The 19227-nt window shown below is 43.6% G+C and carries 1 protein-coding gene; it reads left to right on the top strand.

Annotation, left to right across the window (positions count from 1 at the left end):
- Positions 1-40: 40 nt before the first annotated feature.
- Positions 41-19159: a non-ribosomal peptide synthetase gene (locus RBH91_RS13630; protein WP_307891924.1), complete on the top strand. Its 19119-nt coding sequence runs from the start codon at positions 41-43 to the stop codon at positions 19157-19159.
- Positions 19160-19227 lie beyond the last annotated feature (68 nt).

The following is a 19227-nucleotide window of genomic DNA, read 5'->3' as shown; positions in this document are numbered from 1 at the left end:
TCCGGAAAACTAAAGGAATTCTAGGAGATGAGATTACGATATGAAAACCAAAGTTGAGAAAATATATCCGTTATCAAACATGCAAAAAGGAATGCTCTTTCATGCGATGGAGGACGAAGCGTCAAATGCATATTTTGAGCAATTAATCATTGAGTTAAAAGGTTATGTAGATGAACGGGTGTTTGAGGATAGCCTAAATGAAATCATGAAAAGACATGAGATATTAAGAGCATCATTTCATTACAGATTGGATGAGCCGCTGCATGTCATTATGAAAGATCGAAACGTAAAGTTTGAGCACAGGGATATACGCAAGCAAAACGATCAAGAGGATGTTTTGGAAAGTTATTTAAATGAAGATAGGCAAAAGGGTTTTGACTTAGCTAAAGAAACGCTGATGAGAGCCTGTCTCTTTAGAACGGCTGAGGATTCTTATCAATTTGTCTGGACGTATCATCACATATTGCTTGACGGATGGTGCCTTGGAATTATCCTGGATGAACTGTTTACGATTTACGAAAAGAAACGAAAAGGCAAAGGTCTTCAATTGGAAGACCCGAGACCGTACAGCGACTATATCAAATGGCTGGAAAGCCAGGATAAAGATGAAGCTCAGGAATATTGGGGTAAATATTTGAACGGCTATGACCAAAAGACTCTGATTCCAAAGCTTCGCACACATTCTGCATCTGCTCTATTTAAAAGAAAAGAAAAAACAATTGAATGTTCCAAAGAACTCACAAATCGCCTCATAAAACTGGCGAATCGAAATCATGTGACCATCAATACCGTTTTACAAAGCATTTGGGGCGTGATTTTAGCAAAATACAACAACAGTGAAGATGTTGTTTTTGGAACGGTTGTCTCTGGAAGAGATGCGGAGGTCGAAGGAATTGAAAAAATGGTCGGCGTCTTCATCAACACCATCCCGACCAGAGTCAGGCTTGAAAAAAACAAGCGCTTTAAAGATGTCTTAAGAAAAACGCAATCCGATGCTTTGGAAAGCAACCGCTACAATTACATGAATTTGGCGGAGGTTCAAGCGCTGAGCGAATTGAAAAACGATTTGATCGATCATGTCATGGTCTTTGAAAATTATGCCGTTGATCAAAAAGCATTTGAACAGAAAAATGATGTCGGTTTTGAAATGGAGAGTGTCAGCGGAGAAGAGCAGACAAATTATAGTTTCAGCATTTCCGCAGGACTGGACGATCATTTAAAGCTATTGATCATCTATGATGAAAATGTTTATGACGAGACAATCATCAATCATATCGAAAAGCATATCACCGCAGTCGCAGAACAGGTGACGGAAGATGAAGAAAAAACATTAAGTGAAATCGATCTCGTATCAGAGGAAGAAAGAAACACCTTGTTATACGCATTCAACGATACAAAAACTGATTATCCAAAAGACAAGACGATCCATCAGCTTTTTGAAGAACAAGCGATAAAGACGCCTGATCATACAGCCGTTGTGTTCGGCAGCCAAAACATGACCTACAGAGAGCTGAACGAAAAATCAAACCAAACGGCAAGGCTTCTCAGGGAAAAAGGCGTAGGCGCCGGCTCGATTGCGGCGATCCTGTTAGACCGCTCTTTTGAGATGATCATCGGCATCATGGGGATTTTAAAAGCGGGAGGCGCATATTTGCCGATTGATCCTGAAACGCCTAAAGACAGAATCTCCTATATGCTGAAAGACACGGAGGCGGGTGTGCTGCTTACGCAAGGTGAAGCGGCAGACGAAATCGATTGCGAGGCTGAGGTCATTCATTTGGACAAGACGGCATTCGACAGATTCAGCGAAGAGCGGCTGGACGCTGTCAATGACTCCGGCGATGCCGCCTATATCATCTATACATCCGGTTCAACAGGAATGCCGAAAGGCGTGGTCACCCCGCACTACAGTGCGGTGCGTGTCGTGCGGAATACCAACTATATTGACATCCGAACGGACGACGTCATTCTCCAGCTGTCCAACTATTCGTTCGACGGATCGATATTCGATATATTCGGAGCTCTTTTAAACGGCGCATCACTCGTCATGATTGAGAAAGAAACGGTATTGAATATCAATGAGCTGGCCGATGTGATCGAGAAAGAAAAGGTCAGCGTAATGTTCATGACGACGGCGCTGTTCAATACGCTCGCCGACATCAATATCGACTCTCTCGCCAATCTGCGAAAAATCCTGTTTGGCGGTGAAAGAATTTCGATTCCGCATGCGAAAAAAGTGCTCGACCGCGTTGGCCAGGACAAGCTGATCCATGTATACGGCCCGACGGAAAGCACGGTTTATGCGACATATTACTTCATCAATGAGATTGATGAAGCAGCGGAAACGATCCCGATCGGCAGGCCATTGGCGAATACATCGGCATTGATCATGGACGAAGACGGCAAGCTTCTTCCAATCGGCGTTCCCGGTGAGCTGTGCATCGCTGGAGACGGCTTAAGCAAAGGATATTTAAACCGGGATGAGCTCACATCGGAAACATTCATCCCGCATCCGTTTATCCCGGGAGAAAGGCTTTACAAGACGGGCGATTTGGCGAAATGGCTGCCTGACGGCAACATCGAATTTATCGGGCGGATCGACCATCAGGTGAAAATCCGCGGCTTCCGGATTGAACTCGGAGAAATCGAAAGCCAATTGGAAAAACACGAAGACATAAACGAGACGATCGTCACCGTCAGGGAAGACGGGGAAAGCCGCCCGTACATTTGCGCCTACATCACCGCAAACCGCGAGATGGCGGTTGAAGAGCTGAGAGGATTTTTGGGAGAAAAGCTTCCGGATTACATGATTCCCGCCTATTTTGTCAAACTGGACAAGCTGCCGCTGACCAAAAACGGGAAAGTGGACAGAAAAGCCTTGCCGGAGCCTGACAGAACGGCAGGGGCGGAAACGGAGTATGAAGCGCCGCGAAATGAAACAGAAGAAAAGCTGGCAGCGATTTGGCGAGACATTTTAGGGATGGAGAAGATCGGCATCAACGATCACTTCTTCGAAATCGGAGGACATTCTCTCAAAGCGGCCGCGATGGCATCAAAAATCCAGAAAGAGCTTAAGACGGAAACACCTCTGAGACAAATATTTAAAACCCCTACAATCAAAGGACTGGGAAAATATATTCGGTCAACAAAAGAAACGGTTTATTCATCCATTCAAAAGGTGGAGGAAAAAGACAGCTATCACCTTTCCTCTGCCCAAAAAAGATTATACATTCTCAATAAAATCGAAGGCAGCGGATTGTCCTATAACATACCTTTTACAATGAAAGTAAAGGGCGGCTTTGATATCCGCCGCTTTGAGAACGTTTTGAAAAACATAACGGGAAGACATGAGGCATTTAGAACCTCCTTTTTGATGGCAGAAGGAGAGCCTGTTCAAAAGATTGAAAAAAATATTGATTTCAGCATCAAATACAGTGAATTAGGATCTTCATCCATTTCAGAAAAAATAAAAGCGTTTGTCAGGCCGTTTGATTTGGAAAAAGCGCCGCTTTTTAGAGCGGAAGTGGTAAAGGTCGATGAAAAAGAACATATCCTGCTGTTTGATATGCACCATATCATTTCAGACGGCGCTTCTATGGGCGTTCTAACAAAAGAAATTTGTGATTTATATGATGGAAAAGAATTGGAGCCGCTCAACATTCAATATAAAGATTATTCAGAATGGCAAAGAGCATTTTATCAAAAAGATGAAATAAAAAAACAGAAAAACTATTGGCTGAATGTCTTTAAAGGCGAAATCCCGGTTCTCAATATGCCGACAGATTTCCCGAGACCGCAAATGAAAAGTGTTGAAGGCGACAGAATCAGTTTTAATGTAGACAGCGAATTGACGAAAAACCTTCATCGAATCGCCAAAGACAACGGGGTTACAATGTATATGCTTCTTCTGGCGGCCTATACGGTTCTGCTTTCAAAATATACCGGACAAGAAGATTTAATCGTCGGATCACCGATCCAAGGAAGACAGCACCACGATCTGAAACATGTGATCGGGATGTTTGTCAATACGCTTGCGATGAGAAACTATCCAAAAGGTGAAAAGACATTCACTGAATATTTAAAAGAAGTAAAAGAGACGGCGCTCAAAGCATATGAACATCAAGATTATCAATTTGATGATCTTGTTGAACAGCTTGATGTCAATAGAGACATGAGCAGAAACCCGCTGTTTGATACAATGTTCGTCCTGCAAAATCTTGATCATGCGGATGCCGAAATAAAAGGGCTGACATTTGAAACATATGAAAGCGACGTGCATATTTCCAAATTTGACTTCACATTATCGGCAATCGAAAAGGACGCCGGCATAGAGTTTGATTTGGAATACTGCACAAAGCTATTTAATAAAGAGACGATTGAAAGAATGTCCGAGCACTTTGTTCATGTTTTAAAGGAAATCTCCAATCATACAGACATGCCGCTGCACAAAATAGAGATGATGTCAGGCAATGAAAGAAACACGTTATTGTATCAGTTTAACGATACAAAGACAGATTTCCCAAAAAACCAAACCATTTGTCAGTTATTTGAGGAGCGTGCTGAGAAAACGCCGGACTATACAGCGGTCGTGTTTGAAGAACAAAAAATGACATATCGTGAATTAAATGAAAGGTCAAATCAATTGGCCCGGTTTTTAAGAGAAAAAGGAGTAAAACCGAATTCGGCAGTTGGCATCATGGTCGAACGTTCTCCTGAAATGATCGTTGGAATCCTGGGAATTCTGAAGGCCGGAGGCGCGTATCTCCCGCTTGACCCGGCATATCCCGAAGACAGGATCAAGTACATCCTTGAAGACAGTCAAACGAAGATTCTCCTGACGCAGGATAAGCTCATAAAAGAACGGACTTCTATAAAAGATGCCGATTTTATTAAAATAGACATTCACGACAAACAAATTGCCAAGCAAGACGCAGATCGTTTGCTTCCTGTCAATCAGAGCGGGGATCTGGCCTATATCATCTATACTTCAGGCTCCACCGGAAAACCGAAGGGTGTATTAATCGAACAAAAAGGGTTGTGCAATCTGGTTCAGGCGGTCATTGAATGGATGCATTTAAAACCGGAAAGCAGAGCGATACAATTTGCTTCTCTTTCATTTGATGCATCAGCATTTGAAATATTTCCAGCCCTTGCAGCCGGGGCGGCTTTGATTCTCGGCCGGCAAGAGGATCTGATGCCGGGACAGCCGTTAACAAGCTTTTTAAGGCATCATGAGATCACCCATGCTACGTTGCCGCCGACGGTTCTGAATGTGTTGGATGAATCTCAATTGGAGCATCTCCAAGTCATCGTATCCGCTGGTTCTGCCTGCAGCGAAGAACTTGCAAAAAGATGGTCTGACAGCAGAGTGTTTATCAATGCTTACGGGCCAACGGAAACGACTGTTTGTGCAACGGCGGGGGTTTACAGAGGAACCGGCCGCCCTCATATCGGCAGTCCGATTGGAAATACAAAAGTATATGTATTGGATCAACATCAGCAGCCCGTCCCGACAGGCGTTGTGGGAGAGCTGTGTGTCGGCGGAATCAGTCTGGCCCGCGGATATTTAAATCAACCTGAACTGACCGCTGAAAAGTTTATTACAAATCCATTGATATCGGAAGAAAGACTGTACCGGACAGGAGATCTGGCCAGATGGCTGCCTGATGGAAATCTCGAGTTTTTAGGAAGAATAGACCATCAGGTGAAAATTCGCGGATACCGGATTGAACTCGGCGAGATCGAGAATCAATTGCTCAAGCATGACAATATCGAAGAAGCGGCCGTCATATCCAGGACTGACGACGCCAATAACCATTATTTGTGTGCTTATATCGTCTCCAAAAAAGAATTGACGGCAACAGAGGTTAGCGAATGGCTGGAAAGAGAGCTTCCTCATTATATGATTCCGGCTTATTTTGTCAGACTTGATCAGCTGCCGCTCACCTCAAACGATAAAGTTGATCGAAAAGCACTGCCTGAACCTGCCAGGCATGTCGGCACAGGAGCGGAGTATGAACCGCCGCGGAATGAAATAGAGGCAAAGCTTGTCGACATTTGGAGGGATGTGCTCGGCGCAGAGGACATAGGCATCAACCATCATTTCTTTGCAGCAGGGGGAGATTCGATTAAGGCGCTGCAAATCGTATCAAGACTCTCAAGACTTGACCTGAAGCTTGAAATGAAGGATTTGTTTGCGAATCCTAAAATCAGGGATCTAAGCAAATATGTCAAAAAGCAAAATAAGCGGCAAAAAGCTTATGAAATGGTTGAAGGACAAACGGAGTTAACACCGATTCAAAAATGGTATTTTGCAAATAACAAAGAAGAGCTCGACCACTTCAACCAGTCCTTTATACTCTTTAGAAAAGACGGCTTTGATGAAAACTGCGTAAGAATGGCCTTCAATAAAATATTGGAGCACCACGATGCGTTAAGGATGATATATGAAGAAAAAAACGGGACCGTCATTCAATATAACAGAGACTATCAGGAAAACCTTTTCGATCTGAATGTATATGATGTGAGAGGGCTTGGGCATAAATCGGAAAAGATTCATGAACTGGCGACTAGCATTCAAAAAAAATCATCCATTGAAAAAGGGAAGCTGGTTAACCTCGCCATCTTTCAAACAGATGAGGGCGACCATCTGCTCATTGTCATCCACCACCTTGTCGTTGACGGTGTATCGTGGAGAATTCTATTCGAGGACTTCGACATATTGTACAGCCAGGCATTAAAAGGTGAAACGCTCGAAGTCGGATACAAAACGGATTCCTATCAGGACTTCGCCCGCCGATTAAAGGCGTATGCCGGCAGCCGCCGATTACTGAATGAGGCGGAGTACTGGCGGAATATCGCAAAGGCTGAAGTCCCATTCATGCCTCAAAACCAAACATTAAAGAGGGATATATTCGCCAACAGCACGACACTAAGCATCACGCTGGACAAACAAACGACAGCGAGCCTGCTGAGAAAAACGAACAGAGCTTACAACACTGAAATCAATGATATTTTGTTGACGGGATTAATAGCCGGAATCAGGGACATCACCGGCGAGAACAAGCTAAAGGTCATGATGGAAGGCCACGGCAGGGAAGACATTCTGGAAGGCGCTGATATCAGCAGAACGGTGGGCTGGTTTACGACGATGTATCCAGTGCTCCTCGATTTGGGGGATGAAAAAGGACTCTCTCAACATATAAAAATGGTCAAAGAAACGTTGCGAAAAATACCGAATAAGGGAATAGGCTATGGAATATTAAAATATTTAGCCGAAGATCCAGATTTCATGAATGAAGAAAAAGCCAAGATTTCTTTCAACTATTTAGGCGAAATCGATGCGGACATTAATCGCGGCGAATTTTCAGGGTCAAACTTTTCTGAAGGCGAAAGCATCGGCGGGAAAATTTCAAGGAGCCATTCAATTGAAATCAACTCCATCATCATCAACCATGAGCTGGTGATTCATACAACCTTTAATCCATTAGAATACACAAAAGATACGATCAGCCTACTGAATGAAACATATAAAGAAAGCCTTGAAAAAATCATCGACCACTGCACAAATCAAGCGGAAAGTGAAAGGACGCCGTTTGACTACGGAGATACAAACATCAGTTTAGACGAACTTGAAGAAATAAAGGGCAAATACAAAGAAGCCCGAATTGAAAAAATCTATCCGCTGGCCAATATGCAAAAGGGAATGCTGTTTCATGCCATCGAGGATCAAACATCAAGTGCATATTTTCAGCAGACGGTTATGGATATTGAGGGATATGTTGATCCAGACATCCTTGAGAAAAGCTTTAATGAGATCGTGAAAAGACATGAAATATTAAGGGCTTCCTATGAGTATGAAATCGTTGAGGAACCGAGACAAATTATCATTGAAAATCGGAAAATAGATTTTTACTATTATGATATCGAGAACAGCGCCTCTCCTCAAAAAGGTGTGGTCATTGAAAAATATATCAATGAAGATCGGGATAAAGGCTTTGACTTAAGCAAAGATGTGCTCATGAGAGTTTATTTGATTAAAACAGAACGTGGATCATACCAACTGATATGGAGCCATCATCATATTTTATTGGACGGCTGGTGCCTGGGCATTATCATCGGCGAGCTGTTTGCCGTCTACGAAAAAATGATCAAAGGCGAAGCCCTCCAGTTAAAGGAACCGAAGCCGTACAGCGATTATATTCAATGGCTGGAAAGACAAGATAAAGAAGAGGCCCGTCAATACTGGCAAAAATATTTGGCAGGATATGAGGAACAGGCGCAAATTCCAAAGTTCAAGAAAGGGAAAAAGAACAGCCCGTATGACAGACAAGAAAAAGTCATCAGCTTTTCAAAACAGCTTACAAATCAAATGAAGCAATTGGCCGGCAAAAACAGCGTAACCCTTCATACGGTGCTTCAGACGATCTGGGGTCTTATTTTAACGAAATATAACAATATAGAAGATGTAGTGTTTGGAACAGTCGTATCGGGAAGGGAAGCAAAAGTAGACGGAATAGAAGACATGATCGGACTGTTTATCAACACGATCCCGACAAGAATCAGGTTCAATCAAAATGCGGGATTTAACGATGTCCTCAAAACAGTGCAGGCAGAAGCGATCGAAAGCAATGGCTACAACTATATGAATCTTGCTGAAGTCCAGGCTTTGAGCAGCTTGAAAAAAGATCTGATCGACCATATTCTTGTGTTTGAGAACTATGAAGTGGATGATCAGCTTTTGGAGCAAAACCAAATGGAGACGGGTTTTGAAGTCAAAGCGATCAGCGCTGCAGAACAAAGCAATTACAGCTTTAGCATGTCAGCAACACCTGGTGAAGAGCTGACTTTGGCATTAACATATGACGGAAATGTCTATGACGAGGACACCATCGATAACATCGGAAACCATATCAAAAGAGTCGTTGAGCAAGTGGCGGCAAATGAAAATACGAAAATAAGCGAAATAGACATCCTGGCGGAAAAAGAAAGAAGGACGCTCTTGTACGATTTTAATGATACGAGCGCCGCTTATCCAAAAGATAAAACGATCCAGCAATTGTTTGAAGAACAGGCAGAACGGACGCCTGGCCATATGGCGGTTGTATTTGAAGAAGAGAAGCTGACTTACAGAGAACTGAATGCCAGAGCAAATCGGCTGGCGCATGTCCTGCGGGAAAAAGGTGTCCGCCCTGATGATATTGTAGGAGTGATGATGGAACGTTCTGCCGGCATGATCGTCGCTATGCTTGGCACTCTAAAAGCAGGCGGCGCATATCTGCCAATCGATCCGGATTATCCGGAAGAACGGATTCGGTACATGCTTGAAGACAGCGGGACGGGGATTTTGCTGATTCATTCGGAGACGTTTTGCCCGAAATCTTTCTCCGGAATCTTGTTAGACATAGATGATCTGAACGCGGATGAGCCGGCAGATGCGAAAAATCCCAAACCGGTCAATCAGCCGGAAGACACCGCTTATATCATCTATACGTCAGGAACGACGGGCAAGCCGAAGGGCTGTATGATCGAGCACCGAAATGTGGTCCGCTTGCTGGTGAACGAAAAGCAGCAGTTTGACTTCAATGATCGTGATGTATGGACGATGTTCCACTCCTACTGCTTCGACTTCTCGGTATGGGAAATGTATGGCGCTCTGCTTTATGGCGGAAAAGTTGTGGTTGTACCGAAATATACTGCGAAAGACAGCAGGGCTTTCCTTAAGCTGCTAAGGGAAAACATGGTGACGGTGCTGAACCAGACTCCGACCGCTTTCTCTAAGCTTGTGAACGAAGAATGCAGGCATCCGGAGGCGCAGCTTCACATCCGCTACGTGATTTTCGGGGGAGAGGCGCTGAATCCTTCGATGCTGAAGCCGTGGCGTCATAAGTACCCGCAGACAAGGCTGATTAATATGTATGGCATTACGGAGACGACCGTGCACGCTACATTTAAAGAAATGACAAAACAAGATATTGAAGCGAATGTGAGCAATATCGGCTGTCCGATTCCGACGCTGACCTGTTATATTTTTGATAGCCAGCGGAAACTGGCGCCGATCGGAGCGCCCGGAGAGCTGTACATCGCAGGGGAAGGCCTGGCGCGCGGATACGTAAACAAACCTGACCTCACCGCTGAGAAATTTGTTTCAAACCCGTTTGTTCAGGGGGAAAGAATGTACCGTACGGGAGATCTTGCAAGGTTTCTGCCTGACGGGAGCATCGAATATTTAGGAAGAATCGATCACCAAGTCAAGATACGCGGATACAGAATCGAACTTGGGGAAATAGAAAACCGATTGCTTACATTTGAAAGCATTCAGCAAGCCGCAGTTATAGCAAGAGAAGATCAAGACGGCGGCAAATACCTTTGTGCGTACATCGCTTTAGAGAAAGCATCAAGCATTTCAGATATCAGAACATTTTTGTTAAGAGAACTTCCGGAATATATGGTTCCGCAGTACTTTGTTAAGCTTGATCAACTGCCGCTTACAGCCAACGGGAAAATCGACAGAAAAGCGCTGCCGGAGCCGGATGGCCGCGCGGGTGCTCAAGCTGTATATGAAGCGCCGAGACATGCAGCGGAAGAAAAACTTGTCTCGATTTGGGAGGACGTTTTAGGGGTCGAAAAAATCGGGATCAGCGACAATTTCTTTGAGCTCGGCGGACATTCTCTTAAAGCTGCGGCTTTGGTTGCAAAAATGCATAAAGAACTGAAGATTGAAGTGCCTTTACGACAACTATTCGAAACACCGACAATAAAAGATCTCGGAGCATATATCGATTCAACGAAAGAAAGCCCTTATGCGTCCATAACGAAAGCGGAAGATAAAGAATATTACAGCTTGTCATCGTCACAAAGAAGGCTGTATATCCTCAATAAGATCGAAGGCGGCGGCACTTCTTACAACATGCCTTTCGTCATGAAAATTGAAGGTCATTTTGATGTGCATCGGTTTGAAGAGGCATTTCAACAATTGATTCAAAGACATGAGGCCTTGAGGACGTCGATATTGATGGCAGACGGCGAACCTGTGCAGAAGATCGAAAAAGACATCGATTTTAAAGTGAAGTACGGCCAACTGGGAACAGAGCGGCTGGAAGAGAAAATCAAATCGTTCATCAGACCGTTTGACCTCGAAAAAGCGCCGCTTCTAAGAACGGAACTATTAAAAGTGAATGATAACGAACATATTATGATGTTCGATATGCATCATATCATATCAGACGGCGTATCACTGGCCGTTTTCACACAAGAGCTGGCCGAGTTATATGAGGGGAAACAACTGCCGCCGTTGCCGATTCAGTACAAAGATTTTTCAGAATGGCAAAAGCAATTTTACCAAAAGGATGAGATCAAAAAGCAGGAAGACTACTGGCTGAATGTCTTTCAAGATGAAGTGCCGGTCCTGAACTTGCCGACCGATTATCAAAGGCCGCAAAAACGCCATTTTGAAGGGGATATCTTTGAGTTTGAAATAGACGGTGAAACGTCCGCGAAGCTAAAGAAGCTGGCGAAAGAAACTGGCGTCACGATGTACATGCTGCTTTTAGCGGGCTACACAACACTGCTTTCTAAATATACCGGTCAAGACGATATCATCGTTGGCTCACCGATTGCGGGAAGACACCACAGCGATTTGAAACATGTCATCGGCATGTTTATCAATACACTTGCGATGAGGAATTATCCAAAAGGCGGCATGCTATTTACCGATTATTTAAAAGAGGTAAAAGAAACGGCGCTGAAAGCGTACGAAAATCAGGACTATCAATTTGACGAACTGGTTGAAAAACTGGATGTAAAACGGGATATGAGCAGGAACGCGTTGTTTGATACAATGCTCGTTCTGCAAAACTTTGACAGTGATGAATTTGACATAGAAGGCCTAAAATTTAAACCGCTTCAAACAGATATGCAAATATCAAAATTTGATTTAACGCTCACAGCTGCTGAAACAGATGAAGATATTCAATGCGTTCTCAATTACTGCACAAAACTATTTAAGAGGACAACCATTAAAAGAATGGCAGAGCACTTTATCCATATACTAAAAGAAATAGCAAACCGTCCTGATATGCAATTAAACGAGATCAATATGCTGTCAGAAGAAGAAATGAATACGCTTCTCACTAAGCATCACGGGAAACAAGCTGATTATCCAAAGGATAAAACCGTTCATGAGCTATTTGAAGAACAGGCTGAGCAAACGCCTGACAAAACCGCAGTCGTGTTTGAGGATAGAAAGCTCACGTATAGGGAACTAAATGAAAGATCAAATCAATTGGCGAGACTTTTGAGAGAAAAAGGAGCCGGAGCCGGTGCAGCCGTCGGCATCATGATTGAACCATCGCTTGAGATGATCGTGTCCATGATGGCGGTGCTGAAGGCCGGAGCGGCATATTTGCCAATAGATACGGAGCAGCTGTCCAAACGGACAAATGAGATTTTACAAGATAGTGCAGCGAAGATATGGCTGGTCAAAGGCTCTGTCATGGAGAACGTCATCTTCCATGGAGAAGTCGTCAATGTTGAAGACAGCAGCATCTATGCAAAGGATTCGTCAAACCTGTCTGCATGCAGTGCAGCTGAAAACAATGCATATATCATTTACACATCAGGCTCCACAGGAAAACCAAAAGGGGTTTTTGTCAGACATTACAATGTGGTGAACTACACAGCGTGGTTTATAAAGGAAGCGGGCCTGAAAGAAAACGATAAAGCATTGCTTGTGTCTTCCTATGCATTTGATTTGGGCTATACGGGCATATTCTCAGCTCTTTTAAGCGGAAGCGAACTGCACATCGCAAGAAAAGCAGTTTATTCAAATGCCCATCGAGCACTCAAATATATGAAAGAAAATGAGATCACTTATCTGAAATTGACGCCGTCTCTGTTTCATATTTTGGTCAATGATCCGAGCTTCTCTGCCGAAAATCATTGCGAAAAACTCAGGCTGGCTGTTTTGGGCGGAGAAATGATCAATACGCGGGATGTAGAGGCGTATTACAAGCAATATCCAAATGGTGTGATCATGAACCATTACGGGCCTACGGAAACGACAATCGGATCGGTCTTTAAGGTGATCGACCCGGAGCGGCTTCAATCTTTCAAAGCGTCTCCGGTCATCGGCACGCCGATTCATAATACGAAGGCATATGTCTTGGATCAAAACATGAAACTGCTTCCGGAAGGTGTATTCGGAGAGCTGTGCATCACAGGAGATGGAGTGGCAGGCGGCTATGTGAACAGACCTGATGTAACGGCTGAAAAATTTGTCGAAAATCCGTTTGAACAAAATGAAAGAATGTACCGGACAGGGGATCTGGCCAGAAGGTTAAGCGATGGAAACATCGAACTTTCAGGCCGGATCGACACCCAAGTGAAGGTGAGGGGCTACAGAATAGAAACGGAAGAGATTAAAAACAGGCTATTAACACATGAAAAGATAAGGGAAGCCTACATCGCTGTAAAAGAAGCTGAGGAAGGCAGCAGACAGCTTTGCGCCTATTTTACAGCAGATGTGAGAGTGACATTCGAAGACATCAGATCTTATCTGAAAAATGAGCTTCCTGACTATATGATTCCGTCCTATTTTGTCCAGATTGAACACATGCCGCTGACCGCCAACGGAAAGATCGACATGGCCGCACTGCCTGAACCGGAGCTGAGCACAGAGGCCGAATATGAAGCACCGCGGAACCTTACAGAAGAACAGCTGGTCATGGTATGGAAAGAAGTGCTGGGAGTCGAAAATCTAGGGATCACACATCACTTTTTTGCAGCGGGCGGCGACTCCATCAAAGCGCTGCAGATTATTTCAAGATTATCAAGAGAAGGCATTGCACTTGAAATGAAAGATTTATTTGCAAATCCGCAAATTAAGTCTTTAAGCAAATATGTCAAGGCCGAAACAGGCAAGACGGCATCCTATGAAACGGTTCAAGGCGAGGTCCTGCTGACGCCAATTCAACAAGAATACTTCACACGGAACAAAACGGACAGAAACCACTATAACCACGCTGTCATGCTGTTTAGAAAAAGCGGATTCAACGAGGACATTGTCAAACGTATATTTGGAGAAATCGTAAAGCATCACGATGCACTGCGGATGGTGTTTAAAGAAGAAAACGGAAAAGTTCTGCAATATAACCAAGGGCCGGACAGCAATCAGTTTGATTTATTCGTCTATGATGTCTCACATGAAAAAGAGCTTTATCAAAAGGTTCATCAATTGGCAACAGAGCTCCAGCATAGCATCGACATCAAACGCGGCCCTCTAGTGAAACTGGCGATATTCAAAACGAATGAAGGAGACCATCTTTTGATCATCATCCATCATCTCGTGATCGACGGGATCTCCTGGAGAATTTTATTTGAAGATTTGGCGCTGGGGTACAGCCAATTATTAAACGGAAGAAAAGTCGAATTCTATCCAAAAACAGCTTCCTATCAAGAATATGCACGACAAATGACGAAGTATTCGCAAACTGAAAAGCTGCTGAAAGAAAAGAATTATTGGAGCCAGTCATTGCAAGAAGACATCGAATTCTTAGAAATGAATGAAGATGCCGGCATCTTCAAATTTGAGGACAGCCAGACATTAAATACACAACTTGGGGAAGAAGAAACAAGGCAGCTTTTAAGAGAAACAAATCAAGCTTACCATACCGAAATCAACGATATTTTGATCACAGCGCTTTTGATTGCGGCAAGGGATATGACAGGTCAAAACAAGTTAAGAATCAGCATGGAAGGGCATGGACGAGAAAAGGTTGGAGACGGCATCGATATCAGCAGAACAGTAGGCTGGTTCACATCAAAATATCCGGTATTGATCGATTTAGGAGAAGAAACAGATATTTCCAAAAATATCAAAATGGTCAAAGAGCATTTGAGAAAAGTGCCAAATAAAGGAATAGGATACGGGATATTAAAATATTTAACTAGAGACCCAGACATCATAAAAGGTGCGGCATCTCCAATTTTGTTTAATTATTTAGGACAGCTTGATGAAGATATCAACAGCAAAGCGTTTTCTTCTTCGCTGCTGTCACCGGGAGAAGTGATCGGAAACGGCATCATAAGAGAACACCCGATGGAAATAAATGCAGTCGTGTTGAATGGACAGCTAACCATTCAAACGACATATCATACAAGAGCATACAATGAAGACATCGTCAAAACCTTTACAGAAAAATATAAAGAAGCCCTTAAAACGGTGATCACTCACTGCGTTTATCAAGAAGAAGCGGAAAAAACGCCGTCCGATTATGGAGATAAGAACATCAGCATATCTCAGCTGGAGGAAATCAAGCTGAAATATAAAGGGATGGAAATCGAAAAAATATATCCGCTCGCAAACATGCAGAGAGGCATGCTGTTCCATGCGCTTGAAGACGCGGAATCCAAAGCGTATTTTGAACAAATGGCAATAGACATTAAAGGATATATAGACGAAAAGATATTTGAAGAAAGCTTCAATGACATCATGGCTAGACACGAAATCCTGAGGGCTTCGCTTGAGTATGAAATAACGGAAGAACCAAGAAATATTGTCATTAGGGACAGAAAGATCAATCTTTACTATCTTGATTTAAGACATCAAAGTCCCGGTCAACGCGAGCTGACGATTCAAAAATATCTCAAAGCAGACAGGGGGAAAGGTTTTCATTTAAGCAGAGAAGCATTAATCAGAGCGGCGCTGATGAGAACCTCAGAGGACAGCTATACATTCATATGGACAAACCACCACATCCTGCTTGACGGCTGGTGCCGGGGGATTATTCTTGGAGAGCTGTTCCGCATTTATCACAGAAAAGCAGCAGGCCAGCAGCATCAGCTTGAAGAGGCAAGACCGTACAGCGATTATATTAGGTGGCTGGAGGAACAGGACAAAGAAGCCGGAAAAGCCTATTGGAAAAAATATTTATCAGGTTTTGCCGAAAAATCACAAATTTCGGTTTTGGAAAACAAATCTGGAAATGGTGAGTATCACAGAAAAGAAACGGCAATTGAATTCTCAACAGAATTGACCAGTCAAATCACACAGCTTGCAAATCGCAACAGTGTAACCTTCCATACGGTGCTGCAAAGCATTTGGGGCATTTTGCTGGCAAAATACAACCAAATGGAAGACGTGGTATTCGGAACCGTCATCTCTGGCAGGGATGCGAATGTAGCCGGTATAGAAAAAATGGTCGGGCTTTTCATCAACACAATACCGACAAGAATCAAAATGGAAAAAAATAAAAGCTTCAGGGACATCATAAAGAAAGTTCAAGAAGAAGCTTTAGAAAGCGGCAAATATAACTACATGAACTTGTCGGAAGTGCAGTCGCTCAGCGAATTAAAAAGAGATCTGCTGGACCATGTCATGATTTTCGAGAATTATGCGGTTGATAAGAGCGCCTTTGAATCTGTTGAAAAAGGCGGACCGGAGTTTGTTTTTGAAGAAATACACACTGAAGAACAAACAAATTACGGATTCAATATTGTGGCAGTTCCAGGCGACCGTTTGGTCATCAAATTCACTTATGACGGAAATGCATATCATGATCAAGTCATCAACAACATCAAAGAACACCTCCAGCATGTGATGGAACAGGTTGTCCGGAATGAAAATCAAACATTGAACGAAATCACGATCCTTTCGGAAAAAGAAAGAAACAGGCTGCTGTACGAATTGAATGAGACAAAGAGAGATTATCCGAAAGATAAGACCATTCACCAGCTATTTGAAGAACAAGCCGAGAGAACCCCTGAGCTTCCTGCGGTTGTGTCTGACAATGACAAGCTGACGTATCGTGAGCTAAATGAAAAATCAAACCAGCTCGCAAGACATCTGAGGGAAAAAGGGGTCAAATCGGACACAATTGTTGCCATCAAGGCAGAACGCTCACCGGAAATGATGATCGGGATTATGGGGATTTTAAAAGCCGGAGGAGCCTATCTGCCGATTGATCCTGATTATCCGAAAGAGCGAATCAAGTATATGCTGGAAGACAGCGGTGCGGATATCATCCTTCTGGACAACGAGAAGGGCCTGAGCGGGCCACGGCAAGAAGCCGTCTATTTAGACGGAGACTTCAGCGCCTATCCTGCCGATCAGCTGGAACCAGCCAGCGATGCCGACAGTCTCGCCTATATCATCTACACGTCTGGATCTACAGGCAAACCGAAAGGGACGATGATCAGGCAAAGAGGATTAGTCAATTATATCGCGTGGGCTGATCAAGTATATGTTCAGGGTGAAAAGCTCGATTTTGCCCTCTACTCATCAGTTGCGTTTGATTTGACGGTGACATCTATCTTTACACCTTTAATCTCAGGCAATAAAGTGATTGTCTATCAAGAGAGCGATGATAGCGAACCGATCATCAGAAAAGTATTCCAAGACAAAAAAGCCGGGATTGTAAAATTAACCCCGTCGCATTTAAGCCTGGTAAAAGATATAGATGGCCGCGGCTCCAGCATCAAGCGGCTGATCGTGGGCGGAGAAGATTTAAAATCTGAATTGGCCAAAGAAATCACTGAGAAATTCCAGCACAAGATTGAGATTTATAACGAATACGGGCCTACTGAAACAGTTGTCGGCTGCATGATTTATCAATATGACGCCGGACGAGATCGCCATGTATCTGTTCCTATCGGCAAGCCGGGTCAGAATGTCCAGCTTTACATTCTGGACGCCCAGCAAGAAGTGCAGCCGATCGGGATTGCCGGAGAGCTGTATATTGGCGGAGATGGAGTGGCAAAAGGCTATCTGAACAAACCGGAGCTCACGTCAGAAAAATTCCTGCCAAATCCGTTTTTGCCTGGTGAAAGGATGTATCGGACAGGAGACCTCGCAAGGCTGAGACCGGATGGGAATATAGAGTTTTTAGGCCGGGTCGACCACCAAGTCAAGATACGGGGCTACCGCATCGAGCTTGGCGAAATAGAAAATCAATTATTAAGGCACCTGGATATCGAAGATGCAGCAGTTGCCGCAAAAACAGATCACAACAACGATCCATATCTTTGTGCATACGTCGTTTTACAAAGAGACATCACACATGCAGCAATAAAAGAGTTTTTAGCAAAAGAGCTTCCGGAATATATGGTGCCGTCCCATGTGCTGAAGCTTGATGAATTGCCGCTTACGCCTAACGGTAAAGTGGATTTGAAGGCACTTCCTGAGCCTGATGTAAATCTGGGTGCGGCAATAGAATACGAGCCTCCAAAACATGCGCTCGAAGAAAAGATGGCCCGCATCTGGGAAGACATTTTGAATATCAAACCGATCAGCATCAATGCCAATTTATTCGATATCGGGGCCAACTCTTTACATGTCATGTCATTTGTTTCAAGACTATATGCAGATCTGGGCTTCAGAGTCCCGTTTAAGGACATTTTCTCCAAGCCGTCCATTAAACAGCTGTCTGGCTTTTTGAAAAATGCACAAGAATTGCTAAAAGACTATACAGATGATTGTATTCAGCTGAGCGGTGCGGAAGAAGGCAGCAAAAAACTGTTCTGCTTCCCGCCGGCCGCTTCGATGGGCATCGCCTACATGGGCTTGGCGAAACATTTGGAACAGTATTCAGTTTACAGCTTCAACTTCATCCAATCCGAAAATAGGATTGAAAAGTATGCAGACATCATCAAACATATTCAAGGAGATGGGCCATATACGTTAATGGGATATTCGTCGGGAGGAGTACTGGCATTTGACGTAGCAAAAGAATTGAACCGGCAGGGATATGAAGTTGAAGATTTGATCATCATCGATTCAAGATACCGTACAGAAGCGGAGAAGCATCAGTACACAGAGGAGGAGTACAGGAAGGAGATCTATCAAACATTTGATCTTGAGAAATATGAAGATTTAGAGAAATTGATGAGCGACTATTTAGTTGAATTGATTATGAAGTCTTATTTATATGTCCAAAATGCGGTGACAACCGGCACAATTGACGGAAATATAAGCTATATCAAATCGGTGAAAGACCGGCAGGATGAACAGATCATGATGTGGGAAAAAGCGGCGGCCAAGACATTTACAGTCATGCAAGGAGCCGGAGAACACATGCAGATGATATCCAAATCCCATCCTGAAATTCTTGAAAAAAACGCAAAATTAATTCATGATATCATCAATAAGACTGTCAGAATTTAAGCAAAAAGGCATCCTTCCGGGATGCCTTTGCTTTTCCCGAACAAATCAACTCTCTGCTATAATGGAAA

The sequence above is a fragment of the Bacillus swezeyi genome (assembly GCF_030908325.1).
Lineage (GTDB): Bacteria > Bacillota > Bacilli > Bacillales > Bacillaceae > Bacillus > Bacillus swezeyi.
The sequence above is the reverse complement of the archived record's forward strand: the minus strand, read 5'-3'. Positions and strand labels throughout refer to the sequence as shown.

Excerpts from the sequence above, each read along its gene's own strand:
- RBH91_RS13630 (WP_307891924.1), top strand. The coding sequence starts at position 41 with ATGAAAACCAAAGTTGAGAAAATATATCCGTTATCAAACATGCAAAAA.